General features: G+C 46.5%; 25 protein-coding genes. 24 read left to right on the forward strand and 1 reads right to left on the reverse strand.

All coding sequences use genetic code 11. From position 1 onward, the window contains the following. Positions 1 to 141: 141 nt before the first annotated feature. The 11 genes from der to mtrB all read left to right on the forward strand — a co-directional run bounded on the left by der (position 142) and on the right by mtrB (position 8,599). Positions 142 to 1,464, forward strand: a complete 1,323-nt coding sequence (gene der / locus MNQ98_RS11010) for a ribosome biogenesis GTPase Der (RefSeq protein ID WP_208914565.1) — start codon at positions 142 to 144, stop codon at positions 1,462 to 1,464. An 11-nt stretch (positions 1,465 to 1,475) separates the two neighbouring features. Continuing rightward, positions 1,476 to 2,099, forward strand: coding sequence for a glycerol-3-phosphate 1-O-acyltransferase PlsY (plsY, locus tag MNQ98_RS11015; protein WP_241933205.1), 624 nt, complete (start codon positions 1,476 to 1,478; stop codon positions 2,097 to 2,099). Then, positions 2,092 to 3,132, forward strand: coding sequence for an NAD(P)H-dependent glycerol-3-phosphate dehydrogenase (locus tag MNQ98_RS11020; protein ID WP_241933206.1), 1,041 nt, complete (start codon positions 2,092 to 2,094; stop codon positions 3,130 to 3,132). Before plsY ends, MNQ98_RS11020 begins: the two co-directional genes overlap by 8 nt. Positions 3,133 to 3,197: 65 nt before the next feature. Continuing rightward, positions 3,198 to 3,473 carry a stage VI sporulation protein F gene (locus MNQ98_RS11025; RefSeq protein ID WP_241933207.1) on the forward strand — a complete coding sequence of 92 codons (276 nt, stop codon included), beginning with the start codon at positions 3,198 to 3,200 and terminating at the stop codon, positions 3,471 to 3,473. Positions 3,474 to 3,619: 146 nt separating this feature from the next. Next, a complete protein-coding gene (locus tag MNQ98_RS11030) occupies positions 3,620 to 3,799 on the forward strand; it encodes a DUF2768 family protein (RefSeq protein ID WP_241933208.1) in 180 nt (59 codons plus the stop codon). A 51-nt stretch (positions 3,800 to 3,850) separates the two neighbouring features. Further along, positions 3,851 to 4,441 carry a hypothetical protein gene (locus MNQ98_RS11035; RefSeq protein ID WP_241933209.1) on the forward strand — a complete coding sequence of 197 codons (591 nt, stop codon included), beginning with the start codon at positions 3,851 to 3,853 and terminating at the stop codon, positions 4,439 to 4,441. A gap of 33 nt (positions 4,442 to 4,474) precedes the next feature. Beyond that, a complete protein-coding gene (locus MNQ98_RS11040; RefSeq protein ID WP_241933210.1) occupies positions 4,475 to 4,831 on the forward strand; it encodes a 2Fe-2S iron-sulfur cluster-binding protein in 357 nt (118 codons plus the stop codon). 21 nt (positions 4,832 to 4,852) lie between these two features. Then, on the forward strand, positions 4,853 to 5,611 hold the full coding sequence (locus MNQ98_RS11045) for a DUF3939 domain-containing protein (RefSeq protein ID WP_241933211.1): 759 nt from the start codon (positions 4,853 to 4,855) through the stop codon (positions 5,609 to 5,611). Positions 5,612 to 6,283: 672 nt separating this feature from the next. Then, on the forward strand, positions 6,284 to 7,762 hold the full coding sequence (gene spoIVA, locus MNQ98_RS11050) for a stage IV sporulation protein A (protein WP_241933212.1): 1,479 nt from the start codon (positions 6,284 to 6,286) through the stop codon (positions 7,760 to 7,762). A gap of 252 nt (positions 7,763 to 8,014) precedes the next feature. Beyond that, positions 8,015 to 8,287: an HU family DNA-binding protein gene (locus MNQ98_RS11055; RefSeq protein ID WP_208914557.1), complete on the forward strand. Its 273-nt coding sequence runs from the start codon at positions 8,015 to 8,017 to the stop codon at positions 8,285 to 8,287. Positions 8,288 to 8,374: 87 nt separating this feature from the next. Beyond that, a complete protein-coding gene (gene mtrB, locus MNQ98_RS11060; RefSeq protein WP_208914556.1) occupies positions 8,375 to 8,599 on the forward strand; it encodes a trp RNA-binding attenuation protein MtrB in 225 nt (74 codons plus the stop codon). A 111-nt stretch (positions 8,600 to 8,710) separates the two neighbouring features. Here the strand turns inward: mtrB and MNQ98_RS11065 are convergent, their stop codons facing one another. Beyond that, the gene (locus tag MNQ98_RS11065; protein WP_241933213.1) at positions 8,711 to 10,072 is read right to left on the reverse strand and encodes a dipeptidase; all 1,362 of its coding nucleotides are present in this window, start codon (positions 10,070 to 10,072) and stop codon (positions 8,711 to 8,713) included. 231 nt (positions 10,073 to 10,303) lie between these two features. On the opposite strand from MNQ98_RS11065, the gene MNQ98_RS11070 reads away from it, so the two are divergent. From MNQ98_RS11070 to aroH, 13 genes are all read left to right on the forward strand, one after another. Further along, entirely contained in the window at positions 10,304 to 10,852 is a 549-nt protein-coding gene (locus MNQ98_RS11070) for a hypothetical protein (RefSeq protein WP_241933214.1), read from the forward strand. Positions 10,853 to 10,963: 111 nt separating this feature from the next. After that, positions 10,964 to 11,833: a heptaprenyl diphosphate synthase component 1 gene (locus MNQ98_RS11075; protein WP_241933215.1), complete on the forward strand. Its 870-nt coding sequence runs from the start codon at positions 10,964 to 10,966 to the stop codon at positions 11,831 to 11,833. A gap of 9 nt (positions 11,834 to 11,842) precedes the next feature. Then, entirely contained in the window at positions 11,843 to 12,601 is a 759-nt protein-coding gene (locus tag MNQ98_RS11080; protein WP_277883740.1) for a demethylmenaquinone methyltransferase, read from the forward strand. Further along, the gene (locus MNQ98_RS11085) at positions 12,594 to 13,466 is read left to right on the forward strand and encodes a UbiA-like polyprenyltransferase (protein ID WP_241933216.1); all 873 of its coding nucleotides are present in this window, start codon (positions 12,594 to 12,596) and stop codon (positions 13,464 to 13,466) included. The genes MNQ98_RS11080 and MNQ98_RS11085 overlap by 8 nt, the downstream gene beginning before the upstream one ends. Then, a complete protein-coding gene (locus MNQ98_RS11090) occupies positions 13,466 to 14,068 on the forward strand; it encodes a UbiX family flavin prenyltransferase (protein WP_241933217.1) in 603 nt (200 codons plus the stop codon). Before MNQ98_RS11085 ends, MNQ98_RS11090 begins: the two co-directional genes overlap by 1 nt. A gap of 1 nt (position 14,069) precedes the next feature. Beyond that, positions 14,070 to 14,933 carry a menaquinone biosynthesis protein gene (locus MNQ98_RS11095; RefSeq protein ID WP_241933218.1) on the forward strand — a complete coding sequence of 288 codons (864 nt, stop codon included), beginning with the start codon at positions 14,070 to 14,072 and terminating at the stop codon, positions 14,931 to 14,933. Beyond that, positions 14,930 to 15,904 carry a polyprenyl synthetase family protein gene (locus MNQ98_RS11100; protein WP_241933900.1) on the forward strand — a complete coding sequence of 325 codons (975 nt, stop codon included), beginning with the start codon at positions 14,930 to 14,932 and terminating at the stop codon, positions 15,902 to 15,904. The genes MNQ98_RS11095 and MNQ98_RS11100 overlap by 4 nt, the downstream gene beginning before the upstream one ends. Before the next feature lie 84 nt (positions 15,905 to 15,988). Next, complete coding sequence (ndk, locus tag MNQ98_RS11105) at positions 15,989 to 16,432, forward strand: nucleoside-diphosphate kinase (protein ID WP_241933219.1); 444 nt, start codon at positions 15,989 to 15,991, stop codon at positions 16,430 to 16,432. A 28-nt stretch (positions 16,433 to 16,460) separates the two neighbouring features. After that, positions 16,461 to 17,267, forward strand: a complete 807-nt coding sequence (locus tag MNQ98_RS11110) for a CheR family methyltransferase (protein ID WP_241933220.1) — start codon at positions 16,461 to 16,463, stop codon at positions 17,265 to 17,267. Between the two features lie 76 nt (positions 17,268 to 17,343). Beyond that, complete coding sequence (locus MNQ98_RS11115) at positions 17,344 to 17,508, forward strand: hypothetical protein (protein WP_241933221.1); 165 nt, start codon at positions 17,344 to 17,346, stop codon at positions 17,506 to 17,508. Between the two features lie 146 nt (positions 17,509 to 17,654). Further along, the gene (gene aroC / locus MNQ98_RS11120; RefSeq protein ID WP_241933222.1) at positions 17,655 to 18,824 is read left to right on the forward strand and encodes a chorismate synthase; all 1,170 of its coding nucleotides are present in this window, start codon (positions 17,655 to 17,657) and stop codon (positions 18,822 to 18,824) included. Between the two features lie 2 nt (positions 18,825 to 18,826). Beyond that, positions 18,827 to 19,912 (forward strand): 3-dehydroquinate synthase, encoded by a 1,086-nt coding sequence (gene aroB / locus MNQ98_RS11125; RefSeq protein ID WP_241933223.1) that lies wholly within the window; start codon positions 18,827 to 18,829, stop codon positions 19,910 to 19,912. An 11-nt stretch (positions 19,913 to 19,923) separates the two neighbouring features. Then, entirely contained in the window at positions 19,924 to 20,301 is a 378-nt protein-coding gene (gene aroH / locus MNQ98_RS11130) for a chorismate mutase (RefSeq protein ID WP_241933224.1), read from the forward strand. Positions 20,302 to 20,502 lie beyond the last annotated feature (201 nt).

Below are 20,502 nucleotides of genomic sequence, written 5' to 3' on the forward strand. Positions count from 1 at the left end.
GCCGTTTGTTTTTTCAGGTTTTCCCGCATATGGATGCGGGAAATAGGGAATGAACATAATAGAAACGAGAGATGAAAGGTTAGCCAATTGTAACGTTTTTTGCTATTATGATAATCGTAAGCATTGACAGGAGGAGTGAATATGGCAAGACCCGTAGTGGCTATTGTCGGGAGGCCGAATGTCGGTAAATCGACAATATTTAATCGGCTAATCGGTGATCGGCTAGCCATCGTTGAAGATAAACCGGGGATTACACGTGACCGGATATATGGCGGAGCCGAGTGGAACGGTAAGTTGTTCAGTGTGATCGATACCGGTGGTATTGAGATCGATGGCGATGATATGATTTTGAGATCCATCCGTTTGCAAGCTGAATTGGCTATTGAAGAAGCAGATGTGATTGTGTTTATGTGTGACGCGAAGACAGGAGTCACCAGTTCCGATGAAGAAGTAGCGCAAATATTGTTCCGTTCGGGTAAGCCGGTAATACTGGCTGTTAACAAAGTGGACAATATGAAGAGAGCAGAAGATATATACGAGTTTTACAGCCTCGGTTTCGGTGATCCTGTTGGTATATCGGGAAGCCATGGAACCGGTATTGGTGATTTACTTGATGCTGTAGTCGAAAATCTTCCTGATTTAACAGATGACGAATATGATGAAGATGTAATCAAGGTTGCTTTAATCGGCAGACCGAATGTCGGTAAATCCTCACTTGTGAATGCGATTCTTGGTGAAGAACGTGTTATTGTAAGTGATATTGCGGGCACGACACGTGACGCCATCGATACCCCATTCGAGAAGGATGGCCAGCGCTATGTGTTGATTGATACAGCTGGAATGCGTAAGCGTGGCAAAGTTTATGAGACAACTGAAAAGTACAGTGTTATGCGTGCAATGCGTGCGATTGAGCGTGCTGACGTAGTTCTCGTGCTTATTAACGGTGAAGAGGGCATTATCGAACAGGACAAACATATTGCTGGGTACGCTTATGAAGCTGGTAAAGCGTCTATATTTGTTGTGAACAAATGGGATGTCGTTGAAAAGGACGATAAGACCATGCAGCATTTTGAGAATAAAATACGTGACCATTTCCTGTTCATGACTTATGCACCGGTGGTATTTTTATCAGCCAAAACAAAACAGCGTTTGCAGAAACTGCTGCCTGTGGTGAAGCATGTTGCTGAGCAGCATACTCTACGAGTGCAGACTCACTTGCTGAATGACGTTATTTCGGACGCGGTGGCTATCAATCCTCCACCAACCGATAAAGGGCGGAGATTACGTATTAACTATGCAACTCAGGTAGCAGTGAAACCGCCGACGATGGTTGTATTCGTAAATGATCCCGAAATAATGCACTTTTCATACGAACGGTACTTGGAGAATAAAATAAGGGCAGCATTTAATTTTGAAGGGACACCTATACGTATATTTACACGGCGAAAGTCCGATGAGAGTTAGGGGAGAGTAGCTTGGTTCTAAACATCGTTGCGATTATTTTATGTTACCTGCTGGGCTCTGTGAGCTTTAGCGTGCTGCTGGCGAAACTTCTTAAAGGGATTGACATTCGTCAGCATGGTAGTGGAAATGCGGGAGCAACTAATACGCTGCGGGTGCTCGGTAAAGGTCCTGCCATTCTCGTACTCGCTCTGGATGTACTCAAGGGCATCGCAGCGGTATGGATCGGCAAATGGCTTGGGGGCGACAGTGGATGGTTGCCGGGATTATGCGGAATAGCTGCCATTGCAGGACATAATTGGCCTTTATATTTCCGCTTCCGCGGTGGTAAAGGGATAGCAACCGCAATTGGCGTGTTAGCCTCACTTTGCTTTCTACCGGCTCTCTACGCAGGAATTATCGCGATTCTCTCTATCGTATTTACTCGCTATGTTTCACTGGGATCGCTCATTTTTGTAGTGCTGACACCTGTTTTTCTAATAATTATGAGCTTTCCTTGGCCGATATTCTGGACCAGCCTAGTTATCTGTATCTTTGCAATTTGGAGGCATCGTAGCAATATCACAAAACTTGTTCAAGGCCGAGAAAACAAGCTTGGCTCCGGCGGTAAAGGTAAAGGAGGGAAACGCGTTGTCTGACAAGGTGGCTGTATTGGTCGCTGGCAGTTGGGGAACGGCCCTAGCCAGTGTGCTAGCCTTTAATGATTTAGAAGTAGTCGCATGGACGAGAAATGCTGAACAAGCTAAAGAATTAAATGAGGAGCACACTAACAACCGCTACTTGCCGGATATTAAGCTGTCACCTCGTTTACGAGCTACAACGGATATGGGCGAGGCAGTTTCGGGTGCGGTTGCAGTTCTGATTGTGGCGCCATCCTCAGCCATGCGCGAAGTGTCCCGTCAGCTTAAAACCTATTGGACTGAAGATATGCTAATCATTCATGCGACCAAAGGTTTTGAAACGGAATCTTTAAAACGCATGTCAACTGTCATCTCCGAAGAACTGGGCTGCGAGGAAGGTAGCGTTGTTGTCCTCTCAGGTCCGAGCCATGCGGAGGAAGTGATCCGAAAGTGCCCGACAACTGTCGTTGTGGCATCTTCGGACAGTAAGGCAGCGGCAGCAGCGCAGGATTTGTTCATGAACGCTTATTTCCGCGTTTACACGAATCGCGATATGATCGGTGTTGAACTTGCCGGAGCACTGAAAAACATTATTGCCTTGGGTGCGGGGATGTCAGATGGTCTAGGCTTTGGCGATAATGCAAAAGCTGCGCTGTTAACGAGAGGTCTGGCAGAAATATCCCGTATCGGTGTTGAGATGGGTGCGAATCCGCTCACCTTTGCCGGACTCGCTGGAATAGGTGACCTTGTCGTTACCGCAACAAGCCGTCATAGCCGTAACTGGCGTGCAGGTTCTCTACTTGGTCAAGGTAAAGGGCTTGAGGAAGTGCTAGCGTCTATGGGCATGGTCGTAGAAGGGATTCGTACGACGAAGGCGGCTCATGCGATTTCTGAGAAATTTGGTGTTCAGATGCCAATCGCTGACCAGCTGTACCATGTTCTATTTAAAGATCGTGATCCACGGAGTGCGGTGGAAGCGCTTATGGGACGTGATCCGAAGACAGAAATGGAAATTATGCCGCAAGAAATTTGGGAACAGTGGCATACCTAGCTTATTCACCTTTCGGTCCCCAGCCTCATATATTAATTTGAGGATTACCGGGAGGAGGGGTGGAAATGAGCAATAACTTTCCCAAAGATGTGTTAAGCGCGATTAACAAGAAAAGCGGCAAACAGATTTCATCGGGGGCTGTCAAAAAGCTGGCTGGAACGGTTAAGCCGTCTACGATGCAGAATGAAGCCCAGCTCCGCCAACTGATCAAGCAGGTATCAGCAATGGCAAATGTGCCAGTGAGCGAAGAGACCATTAAAGAAATTGTTGGCGCTGTAAAGAAGAGCGGGATGAATCCAAGCAATATGGAAGCTTTAATGAAAATGATGATGAAAAAGTAGGACGGCATTCGTCCGAATATAGGAGCAGAAGACCGTCGTCCTACCGGATGACGGTCTTTTGTTCTTTTTTTCGATGTGAGAGTAAGATGAATTCGTGATATAATAGGTTGAAATATTTTGCCTAAGAGATTGGAGCGGATTGTGGCATGGATCCAATGCAAAAAATGTGGCTTTCCTTGATTGCGTTATTGATTATGGGATTGTCTGTATTTCTGGTTACCTTTGCCCGAAGCAAAACGAAAGGTGTTATACGAATGGGCTTATCCCTCGTAGCTTTCGTCATGATGCTCGTCGGGTTTATTACCGGATTGGCCTCTATTACATAGTCGATTGTATGCTTCAACAGATCCGAATGTGGATGAAAGATGGGGTGTAACATGAGACTGAATCATTTACCCGGTCTGACGAAACCGCTGCTTATTACAGCTGAATCCTTAAACCGGGCAGAGCAGGTCTGGCTGTTAGGCGGCAGCTGCTCGCTGCTATTACAAGGAGTTAAACTGGAGAAGGCTCCGCGTGACATTGATATTTATGCGGATGCGGGCGGAATCTCTAAGCTTCACAGAGAACTGAATTTCTGGGCTGAAGATACGCCACACCTTGATGAAGAGGGAATGTACAAATCCGTTTTAAGCCATTATGCAATTGAAGGTTATCCTGTTGAGTTGGTAGGCGGTTTTTCTGTAACGTCACATGATTCAGCTTACCATGTTGAGGTTGAGCATCTGCTCTATGACTGGGCACCCGAGAATCGGATTCAAGACGTTTCTTTCCGGCTTATGCCACTCTCCCATGAGTTGGTTTTTAATGTGTTGCGTGACCGAGAGGATCGGTATAAAGCTATTGCAGATGTGATCTTGCAGCAATCAGAAAATCATGCAGAGCTTCTTAAGATGATCCTTTCTCGCAATAATTGGAGTCAAAGTCATCTGTCCATAATTCACAGATTGACAGATATAACGCTGTGAAAATCTATACATATTCCGGAAGGAGGGGATAAGGTGGACTATGAGGTTACTTTTCAGCCTGATGGCAAGAAGGTTAAGGTTCGCCCGAACACCCATGTTCTGGATGCTGCACGACGCGCAGGAGTAAGAATTCCTACTCGTTGCGGTGGCAAGATGGGATGTTTGATGTGCAAGGTTCATATTCAAGATGGAGAGCAGGAGAGCTGTCTGCCGCCGAAAGAAGCGGAACGAAGAAAACTCGGTTCCCTGCTGGGACAAGGTATGAGACTTTCCTGTCAGACCGTGATTACAGGTAATCTGACCGTTACCGTTCCCGAGGACCCACTTAAAGCAGCGGTTCGTAAACAACTAGAAGCTGCGAGGAGAGGGGAATATGACGAGTTTATTTAATGCTAGTAAAGGATGATGCAGTTGAAACGGATATTTCCAAAAGGTAAAGCAAGGCCCGCCGGGACCATAAAGGCTATTTCTGCGACGGCCGTTTTTATGCTTATGACCGTGTTAATGACGGGATGCATGTACTCTGATGAGAATGAGCAGGAGAGACAAGTTTCTTATCGTGAAAGTGTAAAGCGCGTACAGTCCGCGGTTGACGATTTCTATAAAGAACAATCTATTCTTCCGATTTTAACGGCTGGAGAAGAGGTTCCGCGTTATGAAAAATACAGAGTAGATTTTGAAAAACTTAAAAATATGGGGTATATGGATGAAATTCCGAGCACGGCTTTTGAGAAGGGTGGCAGCGGATATTTCTTAATCATTAATGAGGAAAAAGAGCCAACCGTGAAAGTGATGGACTTGAACATTGCCCAAAAGGTTAACGATATTCAAATGTCGGTGAACCGGTTCAAGACTGCTAATAACGGTAAACTTCCGGCTGGAGCCGAGCTGTACCCTGGATTTACAACCGTTGATCTCTCGAAGACTGACGTCAAGAATATGAAACTCAAAAGTATATATTCTGGTCAAGAAGTCACTTTCATGATGGATTCGAAAGGTACAGTATACGTCGATTACGCCTTTGATATCATGCAAGCAATTCAGAAAGAAGATGCTGAGCCTAAAGAGGGTGAGGATTTGAGAGTTTACCTTGAATATGCTTCTTATTATGTTCCTGTCAAATCAGTTCCTTATTTCTGGAAGGATAAACAGCCTGTTGCTAAATTATAAATTTAGTCTTTTGTTGAGATTGTTATAGGATTAAGCATAACGCAGGGATAGCTCTCAAAATAAACCAAGCAGACCACCAAATTATCATTTTTTGGGGGCCTGCTTTTTTATTACTCGTTTTGAAGTGGAAATGCACGAAGCAGCGGAGAGGACGAATCGATTCCAGAAAAGCGGTAGCGGTAAAAGCTTTCCAAAGGAAAGTTCGCATCGAAAGTATACGCTCCTTTGTCTCCGAATTTCTTCTGCTAAAAAATAAATTAGGAATTTCGAGGGCAAGAGAGATTGGAGGAATGATTCGTTCTCGTAGCGAAACTCTTCTGAAGTTTTGTATTCTTTATAGGCATAATAGAAGTTTTGAGAGCATATCCATAATCGGAAAGCACAGTTCGGGTTTCGCTGGGTGCCCGGCAGGTTTCACAAAAAAACAGGACGGACATATCCGGGCAACCGTCATATTTTGATTCCCGGTACATATGATGTTACTAGTCCAAATGCATGTACGAGTTACGCCGCTTTGCCGTTTCCATGTCTCTTTCGGATACCGGCGGCGGACTGCTGGCGGCGTGGTAAAGGCTGCTCAATTGTTGCAATGGCTTTGGCTGTGAGATGGAACACGAAGCGGATGCTCTTAAAGCATTTTTCCTTCGGAGTAATTTGAGGAGGGGATCTCTTTTGGAAAAAGTGGACATTTTTAAGGACATAGCCGAACGAACTGGAGGAGACATATACTTAGGTGTCGTTGGTGCTGTCCGGACGGGAAAATCAACCTTCATCAAGCGGTTCATGGAAACGGTCGTGCTTCCGAACATAACGAACGAAGCTGACCGAGTAAGGGCTGTCGACGAGCTGCCGCAGAGCGCTGCTGGTAAGACGATCATGACAACGGAACCGAAATTCGTACCGAACAATGCGGTGCAGATCAAAGTAACCGAAGGGCTCGAGGTAAATGTACGTCTTGTTGACTGTGTAGGTTACGCTGTAGAAGGAGCTAAAGGCTACGAGGACGAAAATGGACCGCGTATGATTTCCACCCCTTGGTTCGAGGAGCCAATCCCGTTCCAGGAAGCTGCGGAAATCGGTACACGCAAGGTCATACAGGAACATTCGACGCTCGGCGTTGTTGTTACAACGGACGGTTCGATTGCAGAAATTCCCCGCAGCTCTTATGTAGAGGCTGAAGAGCGGGTAATTGCCGAGTTAAAAGAGGTTGGTAAGCCGTTTGTGGTCGTTATCAACTCTACCCGTCCGAGGAGCGAGGAAGCCCTTCAGCTTCGCAGTGAGCTGTCTGCCAAGTATGACATTCCAGTAATGACTCTTAGCGCAGCGTCTATGACTGAAGATGATGTAACTGGTGTTCTTCGTGAAGTATTGTACGAATTCCCGGTTCACGAAGTTAATGTTAATCTGCCGAGCTGGGTAATGGTGTTGAATGAAAACCACTGGCTCCGTAGCAACTATGAAAATTCCGTGCGTGACACGGTAAAAGATATTCGCCGTCTGCGTGACGTGGATCGTGTAGTCAGTCAATTCATGGAATATGACTTTATCGACCGCGCAGGACTCAGTGGCATGAACATGGGGCAGGGTGTGGCTGAAATTGATCTCTTTGCACCCGATGAGCTGTACGATCATATCCTCATGGAAGTGGTTGGCGTTGAAATCCGCGGGAAGGATCACCTACTGCAACTGATGCAGGAGTTCTCCCATGCGAAACGCGAATACGACCGATTTGCCGAGGCGCTGGAGATGGTCAAGACGACCGGATATGGTATTGCCGCCCCGTCACTGGCTGAAATGGCGCTTGATGAACCTGAGTTGATCCGTCAAGGAACGAGATTTGGCGTTCGGTTGAAAGCTACGGCTCCGTCCATTCATATGATCCGCGTGGACGTAGAATCCGAATTCTCCCCAATCATCGGCACGGAGAAGCAGAGCGAAGAGCTGGTACGTTATCTAATGCAGGACTTTGAGAACGATCCGATCAAGATTTGGGAGTCTGATATTTTTGGACGGTCGCTTCATTCCATCGTCCGGGAGGGTATCCAGGGCAAGATTGCCATGATGCCGGATAATGCCCGCTACAAGTTGCAGGAAACGCTGGGTCGCATTATTAACGAAGGTTCGGGCGGATTGATTGCTATCATTCTTTAGTTCAAGAGATCTTTTGTGAAAGACAACCGCAGATCGGCTGCTGAAGCTGATTTTCGGTTGTTTTTTCCTGTTTTGATGCCGAAGAGAGGTAAAACGCTTGAAATTATGATTTGACTGTATTACTATAAGTTTGTTCCGCGTCATGCATCAGAATGCAGCGAAGGGTGAAAATGCCCGGTGTACGTATATTTTGCGGTAAAACGGAAACAGTGAATACCAAGTGAAGAACATCCTTATTAGGGAGGTGAAAGAATGAATAAATCAGATCTGATTACACAGGTGGCTGAATCCACAGAGCTTTCTAAGAAGGACGCAACTAAAGCGGTTGACGCTGTTTTTGATGCTATTTCCGAAGCGTTGCAAAATGGAGATAAAGTCCAATTGGTAGGTTTCGGAAACTTCGAGGTGCGCGAGCGTTCCGCACGTAAAGGCCGCAACCCGCAAACAGGTGAAGAAATCGAAATCCCTTCGAGCAAAATTCCTGCATTTAAACCTGGTAAGGCGCTCAAAGACGGAATCAAATAAAGATTTCTACATATTACCTAAAAAGCAGAGGCCCGTGAATTCGTTCACGGCCTTTTCTTTTCACAAGGATTGGGGGAGGACACGGTTATGGAAGATGTAAAAAACGGTGACTATTTTGTCGTTAAGGCTCTGGAAAACGGTGTGCAGGTGATCGGGCTGACCCGGGGACAGGATACTCGTTTTCACCATACCGAAAAACTCGATAAGGGCGAGGTTATCATTGCCCAGTTCACAGACCATACCTCTGCCGTCAAAATCCGTGGAAAAGCGGAAGTCATGACCAAGCACGGCAAAACAGAAGCAGGCATGTAATATCAATCAAACCTGTACTGGAATTAAAGAAACCCTGTGCCTTTAAAAAGGACAGGGTTTCTTTTGTGGTCAGGCAGCCAATTCCTCGCTGTCTTTCCTTAGATGCCTGCGTTAGATCAACTTCAAATAATTCACAATCGTCAGCAAGCCATGATCAAAGTTTTCCAAATTAAAATGCTCATTCGGCGCATGCAAGTTTTCGTCCGGCAAGCCGAAGCCCATCATGACCGCCGGCGCGTTTAGCGTGCTGGACAACTTCTCAACGATCGGTATCGAGCCGCCATCTTTTGTAAACAGTGCGCGCGTGCCATATACATTCTCGAAAGCATCAGCTGCTTTTTGCAGCATCGGATGAGATGGATCAATGTTGAACGCAAATGCCTTTTCCTTAGGCGTAAACGTCAGCTTCGCACCTACAGGGGTGTTAGCATGCAAATGCGCTTCAATGGCATCCAGCACTGCTTGTGGGTCTTGGTCCGCGACCAGACGGCATGTGATTTTCGCATGAGCTTCCTTTGGAATGACAGTCTTGCTGCCTTCGCCCTGGAATCCGCCATATACACCGTTGAGTTCCAGCGTCGGGCGTGCGCCAATGCGTTCCACGAAGGAATAGCCTTCTTCGCCAAACAGAGAATCCAGATTGAGATCTCTTTGAAGCTGTTCTTCATTGAACTGCTGTTTAGCGAATTCCTCGCGCATTTCGGGTGATAGCTCTTGAACACCGTCATAAAATCCTTTTACACTCACACGACCGTTCTCATCATGAAGCGATGACAATAAGGAGACGATCGCATGCAGCGCGTTCGGCACGCCACCGCCGTATGTACCGGAATGCAGGTCGGTATTGGCCGTTTCAAGGGACAACTCCAGCGAGCACAGACCGCGAAGTCCTGTAGAAATAGCAGGTTTGCCCGGAGCGAGCAAGGAGGTGTCGGAAATCAGGATCGCGTCTGCTGCCAGCTTGTCTTTGTTTTTTTCCAAATAAAGCGGCAGGTTGGGACTGGAGACTTCCTCTTCACCTTCGATACAGAACTTGATGTTGACGGGCAGCTCTTGTTCCTGCTTAAGAATCGCTTCCACCGCTTTAACATGAAGGAACAGCTGGCCTTTATCGTCGGTAGCGCCTCGTGCGAACAGCTTTCCATTACGGATCGAAGGCTCAAATGGCGGGGTTTCCCACAGGTGAAGCGGGTCCACCGGCTGTACATCATAATGGCCGTATATCAGCACGGTCGGCTTACCTTCAGCATGCAAATAATCTGCGGTAATGATTGGATGTCCCGTGGTTTGATGAATCTCAACATGCTCAAGTCCTGCTTCAGTCAGTTTGTCCGCGAGCCACTCCGCTGCTTTGGCAACGTCGTCCTTGTGCTCTGACAGTGCAGAGATACTGGGAATCGATAACCATTCTTTCAGCTCATTCAGATGGGTTTCGCGATGTTCAGCAAAGTATGCTTTATAATCAACGCTCATAATTAATGAATCCTCCTTTAATTTACAATGGCATCGAAATGTGCCGTTCCTTATTATTCTATCTTTTTTTGAGTAAATACGAAACAAAGATATCGTACCCATATATAGTTGAAAAATAGGATGTCCTAAGAGAACCTTCAGTATAAGAAGGCATAGCTTGCATTATTAATTTGTACAATGAGGTATGGGCTCTACAAGAGTGGATGAAAATAAGGTAGAGGAGGTTTATGCATGAGACGATTCATACCGGTTCTAGGATTATGGATTCCAGCTTTAGTTACTGCATTATTTCTCTTGCTGCTATCTGTCGTGCATTCCGTTAGCGGAGCAGAGGAGCGGAGAAGCGTATCTGCTTTTAAACCTGAAGATGTGCATACGAGTTTGTCTGATGCCAACCTGGTGGATAGTCTTAGCTCATTGCCTCTGGCTTTAAGAATAGGTAAAGCCGACTGGGATAACGGAACTCTGTCCGTCGATCTGAAAATAATGGAGGAATTGAAGTCGGTCAGAACGGTTTACAACGACCTTGCAAGTATCATTTCATTCAGCTTTGAAGACAAGCAAAATGTAAAACAACTTTATCTCAGGTTTGTAGCCATAGATCCTTGGACCGGAGCCCGATATTTGATGCTGGCCGCAAATGTTAGACGAAATGAATGGGATTTGTCTCTTTTACAGGAACTGAAGCAAATGGAGAATGAGCCATTTTCAGAGAGGTTGGTTCAAGGTTTTCATCTTACATTAACAAATGTGTGGGCAAAGCAGTTCATCACAGATTAAAACGGGTAAAATAGTATACAGCGGGCATGTACGCGCTGGAATGATGTGTTATAATAGATTAGATTGTGAGTAAAACTGAACTAAAGAACATCAAGTGCACGGAGGCTGAGGATGAAACCGTATCGCGTTCCCGAGTTAGCAAAAAAGTATTTAAACTATGACATGATTCAAACCCACACGGAGCTTCCGAATTTCCCGGATGCCCGCGTTCATTTGTTATACATATTTTTACAGTGTTCCAATCGGAATGTAACGGAACGTGATGAGCTGTATGCGCTGGTTACTTCATTGGTTCAGGTGGGACTGGATACGCACGAGAGCATTGATACAACTGAAAGCAATCAGGGAGAGAAGATGATGCGCTCCAGACAGCTGAAGGTGCTGGCTGGGGATTATTACAGCAGCCGGTTTTATCATTTGCTGGCTCAGACCGGAGACGTCGAAGCCATCGCTTTGCTGAGCAAAGCTGTCAGTGAAGTTAATGTATTGAAAATGAATCTGTACGGTAAAATGAAGGGCATGCTTCTGTCGGCAGAAGAATATTTACGCCACATGGTACAGCTGAACATGCAGCTGTTTCTTTCTTTTACACCACTGATCGAGTCTTCATTTCGGGGGAACTGGAAGACACTGCTAAGTGAAATTACCCACTGTGAGACGATTTTGCGCGAAGTGGATCGCTGTATTTCTCCGGAGGACGGCAGAAATGGTTATGGTTATTGGTACATGCTGGACCGGGCCAATGAAGAAGAGAAGAAATTGCTGACCGCGAAAAAACTGGATTCGAAAGACTGGAAAAAGCTGATGCTGAAGCATAAGACGGCTGACAATCTGCTGGACAAGTTGCGTCAGTCCGTAAGCACAGTACAAACACTGATACCGGCCTTCAATGGGGAAGGACCATCTGCACAGATCGGTCAGATCCTGGAACCGTTTATTCAAAGGCTCAGTAGATACCGGTCAGCAGTAAGGGAAGGATAGGTGACTCGGATGGAGAACAATGCAGTTAAGTCATCCATGAAACATGATGAAAGCAACAAACCGAAAGAGCAGTACGTTCATTCCGTTTTCGAAAATATTGCCGGCAAGTACGACATCATGAACGACATCCTCAGCTTCCGTCAGCATAAGCGCTGGCGAAAATTCACGATGAAGAAAATGAACATGCAGCATGGGGATACAGCGATTGATTTGTGTTGCGGTACTTGCGATTGGACCATTAGCATGGCAAATGCCAGCGAATCAGGTCATATTGTCGGACTTGATTTCAGCGAAGGAATGCTGAATGTTGGCAGACAGAAGGTTAATAAGGGAGGTCTGGATAAGCAGATCACTCTTGTTCAAGGAAATGCAATGAGTCTCCCTTTTGAGGACAACCGCTTTGATTATGCGACCATCGGTTTTGGTTTGCGTAACGTTCCTGATTACGTGAAAGTTCTAGAGGAAATGCAACGCGTTGTCAAGCCTGGCGGTATGGTTGTTTGTCTTGAATTGTCGAAGCCAACATGGCAACCTTTCAAAGGATTGTATTTTTTTTATTTCCAAAAATTACTGCCGCTTATGGCTAAATTGTTTGCAAAACGGTACGAGCAGTATAAATGGCTCCCTGAGTCGCTTGCGCTTTTTCCGGGCAGGAAGGAGCTTTCAGAAGTTTTCCGTAAGATCGGACTTAACCATGTAGAAGCCTTTCCCTTGACCAGCGGAATTGCAGCATTACATATTGGGATCAAGGAGAATATGGATGTTTAAGAAAATCGTAGCATATTTAGAGATGATAAAAGTGGAGCATACGTTATTTGCTCTACCTTTCGCTTTTATGGGTGCAATTCTGGGTTCTGCAGCGGTATTTGACCACTTGCCCTCGTGGGGTGATATTGGTTGGATCTTTCTGGCGATGTTCGGAGCCCGGAGTGCTGCCTTTGGACTGAATCGAATATCAGATCAATACATAGATGCCAAAAACCCACGCACAGCTGGACGAGCAATACCTGCAGGTCGGTTAAAGCCGATTGAAGTAATCCTTTTTATTATCGTTTCCTTTGCCGTTTTCTTCTGGGCTACAGCCGAACTGGACCCATTTGCCTTTCGCTTACTGCCAATTGCTATTTTTATGCTTATATTTTATTCCTACACGAAACGTTTTACCTGGTTGTGTCATGTGGTACTTGGCCTCACGACGGCACTTGCTCCACTTGGCGGATGGGTAGCTGTAACCGGACAAGTGGACTATAAAGCGATCATATTTTATGTGGCGCTTGCGTTTTGGACGGCCGGATTCGATGTGGTTTATGCATGTCAGGATCAGGAGTTTGACAGCAAAGAAGGTTTGTACTCCATTCCTTCACGTTTCGGTCTGCAAAAATCGCTCTGGTTCGCACGAGGCTTTCATGTTATTACCGCAATCGGTTTTATCGTATTGTTTTTTGTGACACCGCTTAGCTGGTGGTATTTAGCGGGAATGATTATTGCCTGTGGCATTTTGTTTTATCAGCATTACATTCTGTCCCCTAAAGATATGAGCCGGTTACAGACCGCCTTCTTTACGATGAATATCACGCTCAGCATTATATTATTCGTATTCACCCTGATTGATCTGGCGGTGAGATATATTTGATGGACACGGGCCGGAGAAAAAGTTGGATTGTTGGCATAACTGGTGCGAGCGGCTCTATTTACGGCGTCCGTTTGACGGAATGTTTATTACAGCTTGGGTATGACGTACACTTGGTTATTACGAACGCAGGCTGGCGCGTGTTGAAGGAGGAGCTTGACTGGCCGGCAGCAAGCCGGGAAGCTGTTCTTGAAGCGAAGTTTGGAGGTGCGAACGGAAAGGTGTACTATCATCCGATAGCAGATATCGGTGCCACTATCGCTAGCGGTTCGTACCTGGTGGAAGGCATGGTCATAATGCCATGTTCGATGGGCACCCTGTCCTCTGTGGCTCACGGAACCTCTGATAATTTGATGGCCCGCGCGGCGGATGTTATGCTGAAAGAAGGAAGAACGCTGGTGCTTGTACCTAGAGAAACGCCTCTGCATGCGATCCATTTGGAAAATATGCTGAAGCTTGCTAATCTAGGGGTCAAAATAATACCAGCGATGCCGGCCTTTTATTTTAAGCCGCAGAGCCTGGACGACCTTGTGAACTTTCTGGTCGGGAAAGTACTCGACAGCCTTCGTATCGAACATCAACTGTTTAAAAGATGGGGTGACTAACATGCCGGGAGTAGACAAGAAGACCGTGATCGGCAAAATCAGTTATACCAACGCGTGGCCTCTATTTTATTATGTGGAACCTCAACTATTGGGGACTCCTGCTGAGATGTTGGCTGAAGTGCCGTCCGTTTTGAACGAAGGGATGAAAAACGGAGATATCCATATAGGTGCATTATCCTCTTTCGCATACGCCGAAGCAGCAGATAAGCTGCAACTGCTCCCTGAATTATCAGTGAGCGCCAACGGATCGGTGAAATCGATACTACTGTTTTCCCGTGGTCCTGTTGAATCGCTCAAGAGCGGTACCATAGCGCTAACCAATACATCGGCTACGTCGGTTAATCTATTGAAAATATTGATGGAAAAGGCGCTTGACGGAGCACCTGAATACAAGACGATGGAGCCAGATCTCGACACGATGATGGAAAGTGCAGACGCGGCTTTGTTAATTGGCGATAACGCAATTAGAGCTTCGTGGTACAACAAGAAGTACCATGTAACCGATCTTGGAAAATGGTGGAAAGAGTGGACGGGCTGCAGCATGACCTTTGCCGTCTGGGCAGTGAACCGCAGTGCCGCTGCCGACAATCCCGAAGCTATGGCGGAAATTGCTTGCATGTTCCGGGACAGCAAACGGCGAAGTCTGGAAGATCTCCGTCCAATTGTAAATGAAGCTATTAGCCGGATCGGGGGTACCGAGTCATACTGGCACGGATATTTCAATAACTTATGTTATGATTTCAATGAAATGCAGCAGGAGGGGCTCCGCTTATATTTTAAATATGCATATGAGCTTGGCTTGCTGAAACATGATGTGACACCGGAGTTATGGAGAGAAAATATTGTGATGCGGGTGAAGGAATGAAACGACTGGACATTTTCGGAGCACTGAAAAAAGATATGGATGTTATCGAAAAAGAGCTGTACCGCAGCATAGAAGGCGATGATCAGCAGCTGACGGAAACCTCACTGCACCTTCTTAAGGCAGGCGGCAAACGGCTGCGTCCGGTCTTTGTGCTAATGGGCGGCAAATTCGGAAATTACGACATCGATAAACTCAAATATATTGCCGTTCCACTGGAACTGATTCACAGCGCTTCTCTTGTACACGATGATGTAATAGATGACGCGGATATGAGAAGAGGCAAGCCAACAGTTAAATCCAAATGGGACAACCGTATAGCCATGTATACAGGGGACTATATTTACGGTAAAGCGCTGACTCTTACAACGAATCTGAACAATCCGGAAATCCATCGTATTTTATCCAAAGCGATGGTTGAAATGTCGATCGGTGAAATGGAACAAATCCGTGACTTTTTCAATTGTAATCAGGATGTAAGACGCTATCTGCTGCGCATCCGCCGCAAAACCTCAATGCTGATTGCTGTGAGTTGTCAGCTGGGTGCAATGGCTGCACAGGCAGATCGCGTAGTTTCCAGTAGCATGTATCGATTCGGATACAATGTGGGAATGGCCTTTCAGATTCAGGATGATCTTCTCGATTTATGCGGTACGGAGAAGCAGATTGGCAAGCCGCCAGGCAGTGACATGCGCCAGGGTAACATAACGCTGCCTGTCATTTATGCGCTTCAGGAGCCTGAATTGAGACAACGGCTGTTGAAAGAAATCGAGCGGATTCATGCTTTGAATGGTCAATGTGATGTTAGCGAAGCTGTAGGGATGATCAGATCAAGCACAGGAATTGCCCGATCCGAAGAGCTTGCCGACCGTTATATCCGTAAAGCGCTTGATGCGCTGGATTCACTGCCAGATATCAAGACCAAGAAGCAGCTGAAGGATATTGCGCATTTTGTTACAAAGCGTTCATATTAGACTTTAATCTACAACCGTCTTTCTGTTAAACTACGTTTGAAGAATGTAACATCACATGTATGAAAATGGAGAGTGATGAAGCCAATGGAACGTACTTTTTTGATGGTTAAACCAGATGGTGTTCAGCGGGGACTGATCGGAAGGATCGTAAGCCGGCTGGAGGATAAAGGTTTTAAATTGGTTGCAGGTAAATTTCTTCAGATTTCCGACGAGCAGGCAAAGCGTCATTATGCTGAGCACGTCGGAAAAGATTTCTTCGGCGAATTGGTAGGATTTATAACTTCCGGCCCGGTATTCGCCATGGTATGGGAGGGCGATGAGATTATTACCTTATCCCGTCAGTTAATTGGCAAGACGAAAGTTAAGGAAGCGCTGCCAGGTACGATCCGCGGTGATTTTGCTGCACACACACCGCACAATCTGATTCACGGCTCGGATTCGCCGGAAAGTGCGGAACGTGAGATTGCAAACTTCTTCAGCGCTGATGAGTTGGTGCAATACGAGAAGAGCATCTCTCCATGGACTTAAATATTCTTAATCATTTCAGGACGGTAATATGAAGGATAATGAACAATTAGTGCAAGATAAAGATTATATCGGTTTTATTCGAAGCATTGAGTTAAGCACAGGGATTAACCTTGCAGATTATAAAGAGACTCAAATGAAACGGAGATTGACTACCCTACGACTCAAATATGGTTTTCAGACGTTTACATCATTCTATGATGGCATGATGAAGGACAAGGCGCTGTTTCACGAATTTTTGGACCGCATGACCATTAACGTCTCTGAGTTTTGGCGGAATCCCAATCGGTGGGAGGTTTTAAGGGACAAGGTCCTACCAGAGCTGATGGGTATTGGTTTCGCACGATTGAAAATATGGAGCGCTGCCTGTTCCACTGGTGAAGAGCCCTATACACTTGCGATGATTCTTGCGGAAAAGAAACTGCTTAGCGCAAGTACTATCCTGGCAACAGACATTGATGATGGGGCACTCGCTAAAGCGAAACAAGGCCTGTATCTGGAGCGATCGTTGAAGGATGTTCCTAAAGCGGTCGCCGAAAAGTATTTCACGGAGGATGGGCCGATGTACCGCTTCGATGAGCAGTTGAAGAAGGAAGTGCGATTTCAGAAGCAAAATCTTCTGACAGACCGTTTCGATACCGGCTTTGACTTGATTGTGTGCCGCAATGTGATGATCTACTTCACGGAAGAGGCAAAGCATAAGCTCTATCAGAAATTCGCAGCCAGTTTAAGACCCGGTGGAGTCTTGTTTGTAGGCAGTACTGAGCAAATTTTTAATCCTGGCCAATACGGTCTGGAGACGGCAGAAACTTTTTTTTATCGAAAAAGCAGATCCTGACCCTGTCTGCATAATTGAGCGCTGAGTATCCGATAATAGGAATGATATATCCAGCATTCAAGTGGAGGTCAGGGGAATGGATAAACGAAAGGTTATTGCCGCATACCGGCGTGGATTGTTCAGTGTGCAGGAGTGCGGTCAAATTCTTGGATTGGAAAGCTTACAGTTCAGTGCACTGCTGGGTCCGCAGCAACCTGCCGGGAACGGTCATTGGAAAAGGCCGGTACGTCACTTAAAATAAGTTTTGCTGATCAGCGCTTCTCTTCTGTTTAGGGGAGCGCTTTTTGGTGCACTGTCCTTTCTTGTCAAAGAGTTGGACCTATAATATAATGAGCAGAAGATATTGACGGATTTTAGTGGTTTACAGTTTAAAAGGGGGAAAGCACCATGAGTATACGATTTTTGACTGCAGGGGAGACACACGGCCCTCAGCTAACGGCGATCATTGAAGGATTGCCAAGTAATCTGAAGCTTGATATTGAGGCTCTGGACTTTCAATTGCACCGGAGACAAAAAGGTTACGGCCGCGGACGCCGCATGCAGATTGAGAAGGATACAGCACAAATTGTTGGCGGAGTACGCCATGGTTATACAACAGGAGCGCCAGTAGCGCTTGTAGTGGAGAATAAGGATTGGACTCACTGGCGCAATATTATGAACATCGAACCAATCGAAGGAACAGACGAAGAAAAAAGACGGGTGCACCGTCCTCGTCCAGGTCATGCGGATCTGAACGGCGGTCTGAAATACAACCTAAAAGATCTCCGTAATGTGCTCGAGCGCTCTAGTGCCCGTGAAACGACTGTCCGTGTCGCGTGTGGTGCGATAGCACGCCAGTTCCTTGAACAGTTTGGTATTAAGGTCGCCGGCCAGGTTATCCGGATCGGTGAGATTGAAGCACCGGCTCACGATCTTTCAATTGATGAGTTGATCGAACGTACTGAAGCCTCTTCTGTCCGTGTTGTAGATAAAGAGACGGAGAAAAAGATGGAAGAGTACATAGACTTGATCAAGAAAGAAGGAGACTCCATCGGAGGAATCGTAGAGTGCATCGTAGAGGGTCTACCGGTTGGACTTGGTAGCCATGTCCAATACGATCGGAAGCTCGACGGGAGAATAGCGCAGGGTGTTATGTCTATCAATGCGTTCAAAGGCGTGGAGGTCGGCATCGGCTTTGAAGCCGGGGAGCTTAGAGGTTCTAAAGTTCATGATGAAATCGTGTACACCGAAGAGCGGGGATACCACCGTGCAAGCAACCGTCTTGGAGGGTTTGAGGGCGGTATGACGAATGGTATGCCGATTGTAGTCCGGGGCGTAATGAAGCCGATTCCGACACTGTACAAACCGCTGCAAAGTGTGGATATTGATACGAAAGAAGCCTTTACGGCACAGGTAGAGCGCTCAGATGCATGCGCTGTACCGGCAGCAAGCGTAGTGATGGAGCATGTGGTGACATGGGAAGTGGCAAAAGCTTTCCTGGAAAAATTCGGCGGTGATTCGATGGAAGAAATACATGCCAACTACAACAATTACCTCGCTCAATTGGAGAGATACTAAGTATGAGAACTCTACAGGTCGAACTAGGAGAACGATCATACCCCATTTATATCGGCTCAGGCTTGCTTCAGAAGATCGGTGAACTGAGCTTGGAGCACGGAATCAGCGCTAAAAGTCCACACCTGATCGTTACGGATGAACAGGTCGCTCCCCATTATTTGCGGATGGTGGAAGACCGGATGGCTGAAGCGGGTTTCACGACTGTTTCCCATGTGGTACCAGCAGGAGAAACGTCCAAGTCACTAGCAGTGTTTGAGCAAGTGATGACGACGGCGATACAAGGCAAGCTGGACCGCAGCTCTGCTGTATTTGCATTAGGTGGCGGGGTAGTGGGTGATCTGGCTGGATTCGTGGCGGCTACATACATGAGAGGCGTTACTTTTGTGCAGATCCCGACAACGATCCTTGCCCATGACAGCAGTGTAGGTGGTAAGGTTGCGGTTAATCACCCCTTGGCCAAAAATATGATTGGCGCGTTTCATCAGCCGGTGATGGTATTGTACGATGTAGACACACTGTCATCGCTGCCTGCACGCGATGTGTCAGCAGGATTGTCTGAAATGGTAAAGCATGGACTTATTCTTGATGAAGAGTTTGCTTATTGGTGCCGGGATCATGCATCTGAACTGCTTTCACTAGATCCAGAGGCGCTTGCTTACGGATTGGAACGCGGCTGTGCAATCAAGGCAGATGTTGTTTCACAGGATGAACGGGAAGGTGGCCTTAGAGCCATCTTAAACCTGGGTCATACGATTGGTCATGCGATCGAAGCGGTGGGAGGCTACGGCCGATTCTTGCATGGTGAAGCCATATCCATTGGAATGGCAGGGTCGGCGCTACTCGCCGAAACTTTGGGTAGAGGAAATCATCTGTTTGAGCAAACCAGAGAAATGCTGAGCGCTTTAAATTTGCCTGTTGTGCTTCCGTCCGATGTATCGGTTGACGAAATTATGGACGCTATGCAGCATGATAAGAAATTTACTGAAGGACGAATGGTCTTTATTGTGCCCGACCAAATCGGTAAAGTCAGTATTGTTAATGATGTACCGGTAAACGCAGTCCGCTCGGTCGTTGAACAGCTGAAATAGGAGGGATAACGATGATGAATCGTGGTATTCGCGGAGCGACAACGGTAAAGCAAAATGATGAACAGGAAATTTTAAAGGAAACAGTGCTTCTTCTAGAAGAGATTGTAAACCGAAATGATGTGAAGCCGGATGATATTTGCAGCGTCTGGATTACAATGACACATGATTTGGATGCTACCTTCCCGGCGAGAGCCATTCGAGCACTAGATGGTTGGGACTTGGTTCCGCTTATGTGCTCTGTAGAAATTCCGGTACAGGGAAGCTTGCCGCGCTGTATCCGTCTAATGGTGCAGGTTAATACAGAGAAGAGTCAGAAAGAAATCAAGCACGTATATTTGAACGAGGCGCAGCGGTTGCGTCCGGATTTGTCGGCATCTTCGTCTTCCTGATCAAAATTTAGGGTTGCCATGAACAGGGAGGATCCTGTATATTGGTATCAGAATAGCTGAGTAGAGTTTAGATGAGTATAGTTTAGCAGAGAAGAGCAGAGTAGCTTAGGTTTCACCATGAAAAGATAAGAGAGTACTGTACATTATTAGTGCGTGTTCAAAAAGGTCGGTTTTCAGCACCGGAAGGACCGGTTGAATTCA

This window comes from Paenibacillus sp. N3/727, assembly GCF_022637315.1.
Lineage (GTDB): Bacteria > Bacillota > Bacilli > Paenibacillales > Paenibacillaceae > Paenibacillus_AQ > Paenibacillus_AQ uliginis.

Coding starts and splice junctions, on each gene's coding strand:
- MNQ98_RS11080 (WP_277883740.1), top strand. CDS start 11,843: ATGGAGAACAATGCAGTTAAGTCATCCATGAAACATGATGAAAGCAAC.
- MNQ98_RS11055 (WP_208914557.1), top strand. CDS start 8,015: ATGAATAAATCAGATCTGATTACACAGGTGGCTGAATCCACAGAGCTT.
- der (WP_208914565.1), top strand. CDS start 142: ATGGCAAGACCCGTAGTGGCTATTGTCGGGAGGCCGAATGTCGGTAAA.
- MNQ98_RS11065 (WP_241933213.1), bottom strand. CDS start 10,072: ATGAGCGTTGATTATAAAGCATACTTTGCTGAACATCGCGAAACCCAT.
- aroC (WP_241933222.1), top strand. CDS start 17,655: ATGAGTATACGATTTTTGACTGCAGGGGAGACACACGGCCCTCAGCTA.
- aroH (WP_241933224.1), top strand. CDS start 19,924: ATGATGAATCGTGGTATTCGCGGAGCGACAACGGTAAAGCAAAATGAT.
- MNQ98_RS11030 (WP_241933208.1), top strand. CDS start 3,620: ATGGATCCAATGCAAAAAATGTGGCTTTCCTTGATTGCGTTATTGATT.
- MNQ98_RS11090 (WP_241933217.1), top strand. CDS start 13,466: ATGGACACGGGCCGGAGAAAAAGTTGGATTGTTGGCATAACTGGTGCG.
- MNQ98_RS11035 (WP_241933209.1), top strand. CDS start 3,851: ATGAGACTGAATCATTTACCCGGTCTGACGAAACCGCTGCTTATTACA.
- aroB (WP_241933223.1), top strand. CDS start 18,827: ATGAGAACTCTACAGGTCGAACTAGGAGAACGATCATACCCCATTTAT.
- MNQ98_RS11100 (WP_241933900.1), top strand. CDS start 14,930: ATGAAACGACTGGACATTTTCGGAGCACTGAAAAAAGATATGGATGTT.
- MNQ98_RS11095 (WP_241933218.1), top strand. CDS start 14,070: ATGCCGGGAGTAGACAAGAAGACCGTGATCGGCAAAATCAGTTATACC.
- MNQ98_RS11070 (WP_241933214.1), top strand. CDS start 10,304: ATGAGACGATTCATACCGGTTCTAGGATTATGGATTCCAGCTTTAGTT.
- MNQ98_RS11085 (WP_241933216.1), top strand. CDS start 12,594: ATGTTTAAGAAAATCGTAGCATATTTAGAGATGATAAAAGTGGAGCAT.
- ndk (WP_241933219.1), top strand. CDS start 15,989: ATGGAACGTACTTTTTTGATGGTTAAACCAGATGGTGTTCAGCGGGGA.
- mtrB (WP_208914556.1), top strand. CDS start 8,375: ATGGAAGATGTAAAAAACGGTGACTATTTTGTCGTTAAGGCTCTGGAA.
- MNQ98_RS11115 (WP_241933221.1), top strand. CDS start 17,344: ATGGATAAACGAAAGGTTATTGCCGCATACCGGCGTGGATTGTTCAGT.
- MNQ98_RS11025 (WP_241933207.1), top strand. CDS start 3,198: ATGAGCAATAACTTTCCCAAAGATGTGTTAAGCGCGATTAACAAGAAA.
- MNQ98_RS11110 (WP_241933220.1), top strand. CDS start 16,461: ATGAAGGATAATGAACAATTAGTGCAAGATAAAGATTATATCGGTTTT.
- MNQ98_RS11075 (WP_241933215.1), top strand. CDS start 10,964: ATGAAACCGTATCGCGTTCCCGAGTTAGCAAAAAAGTATTTAAACTAT.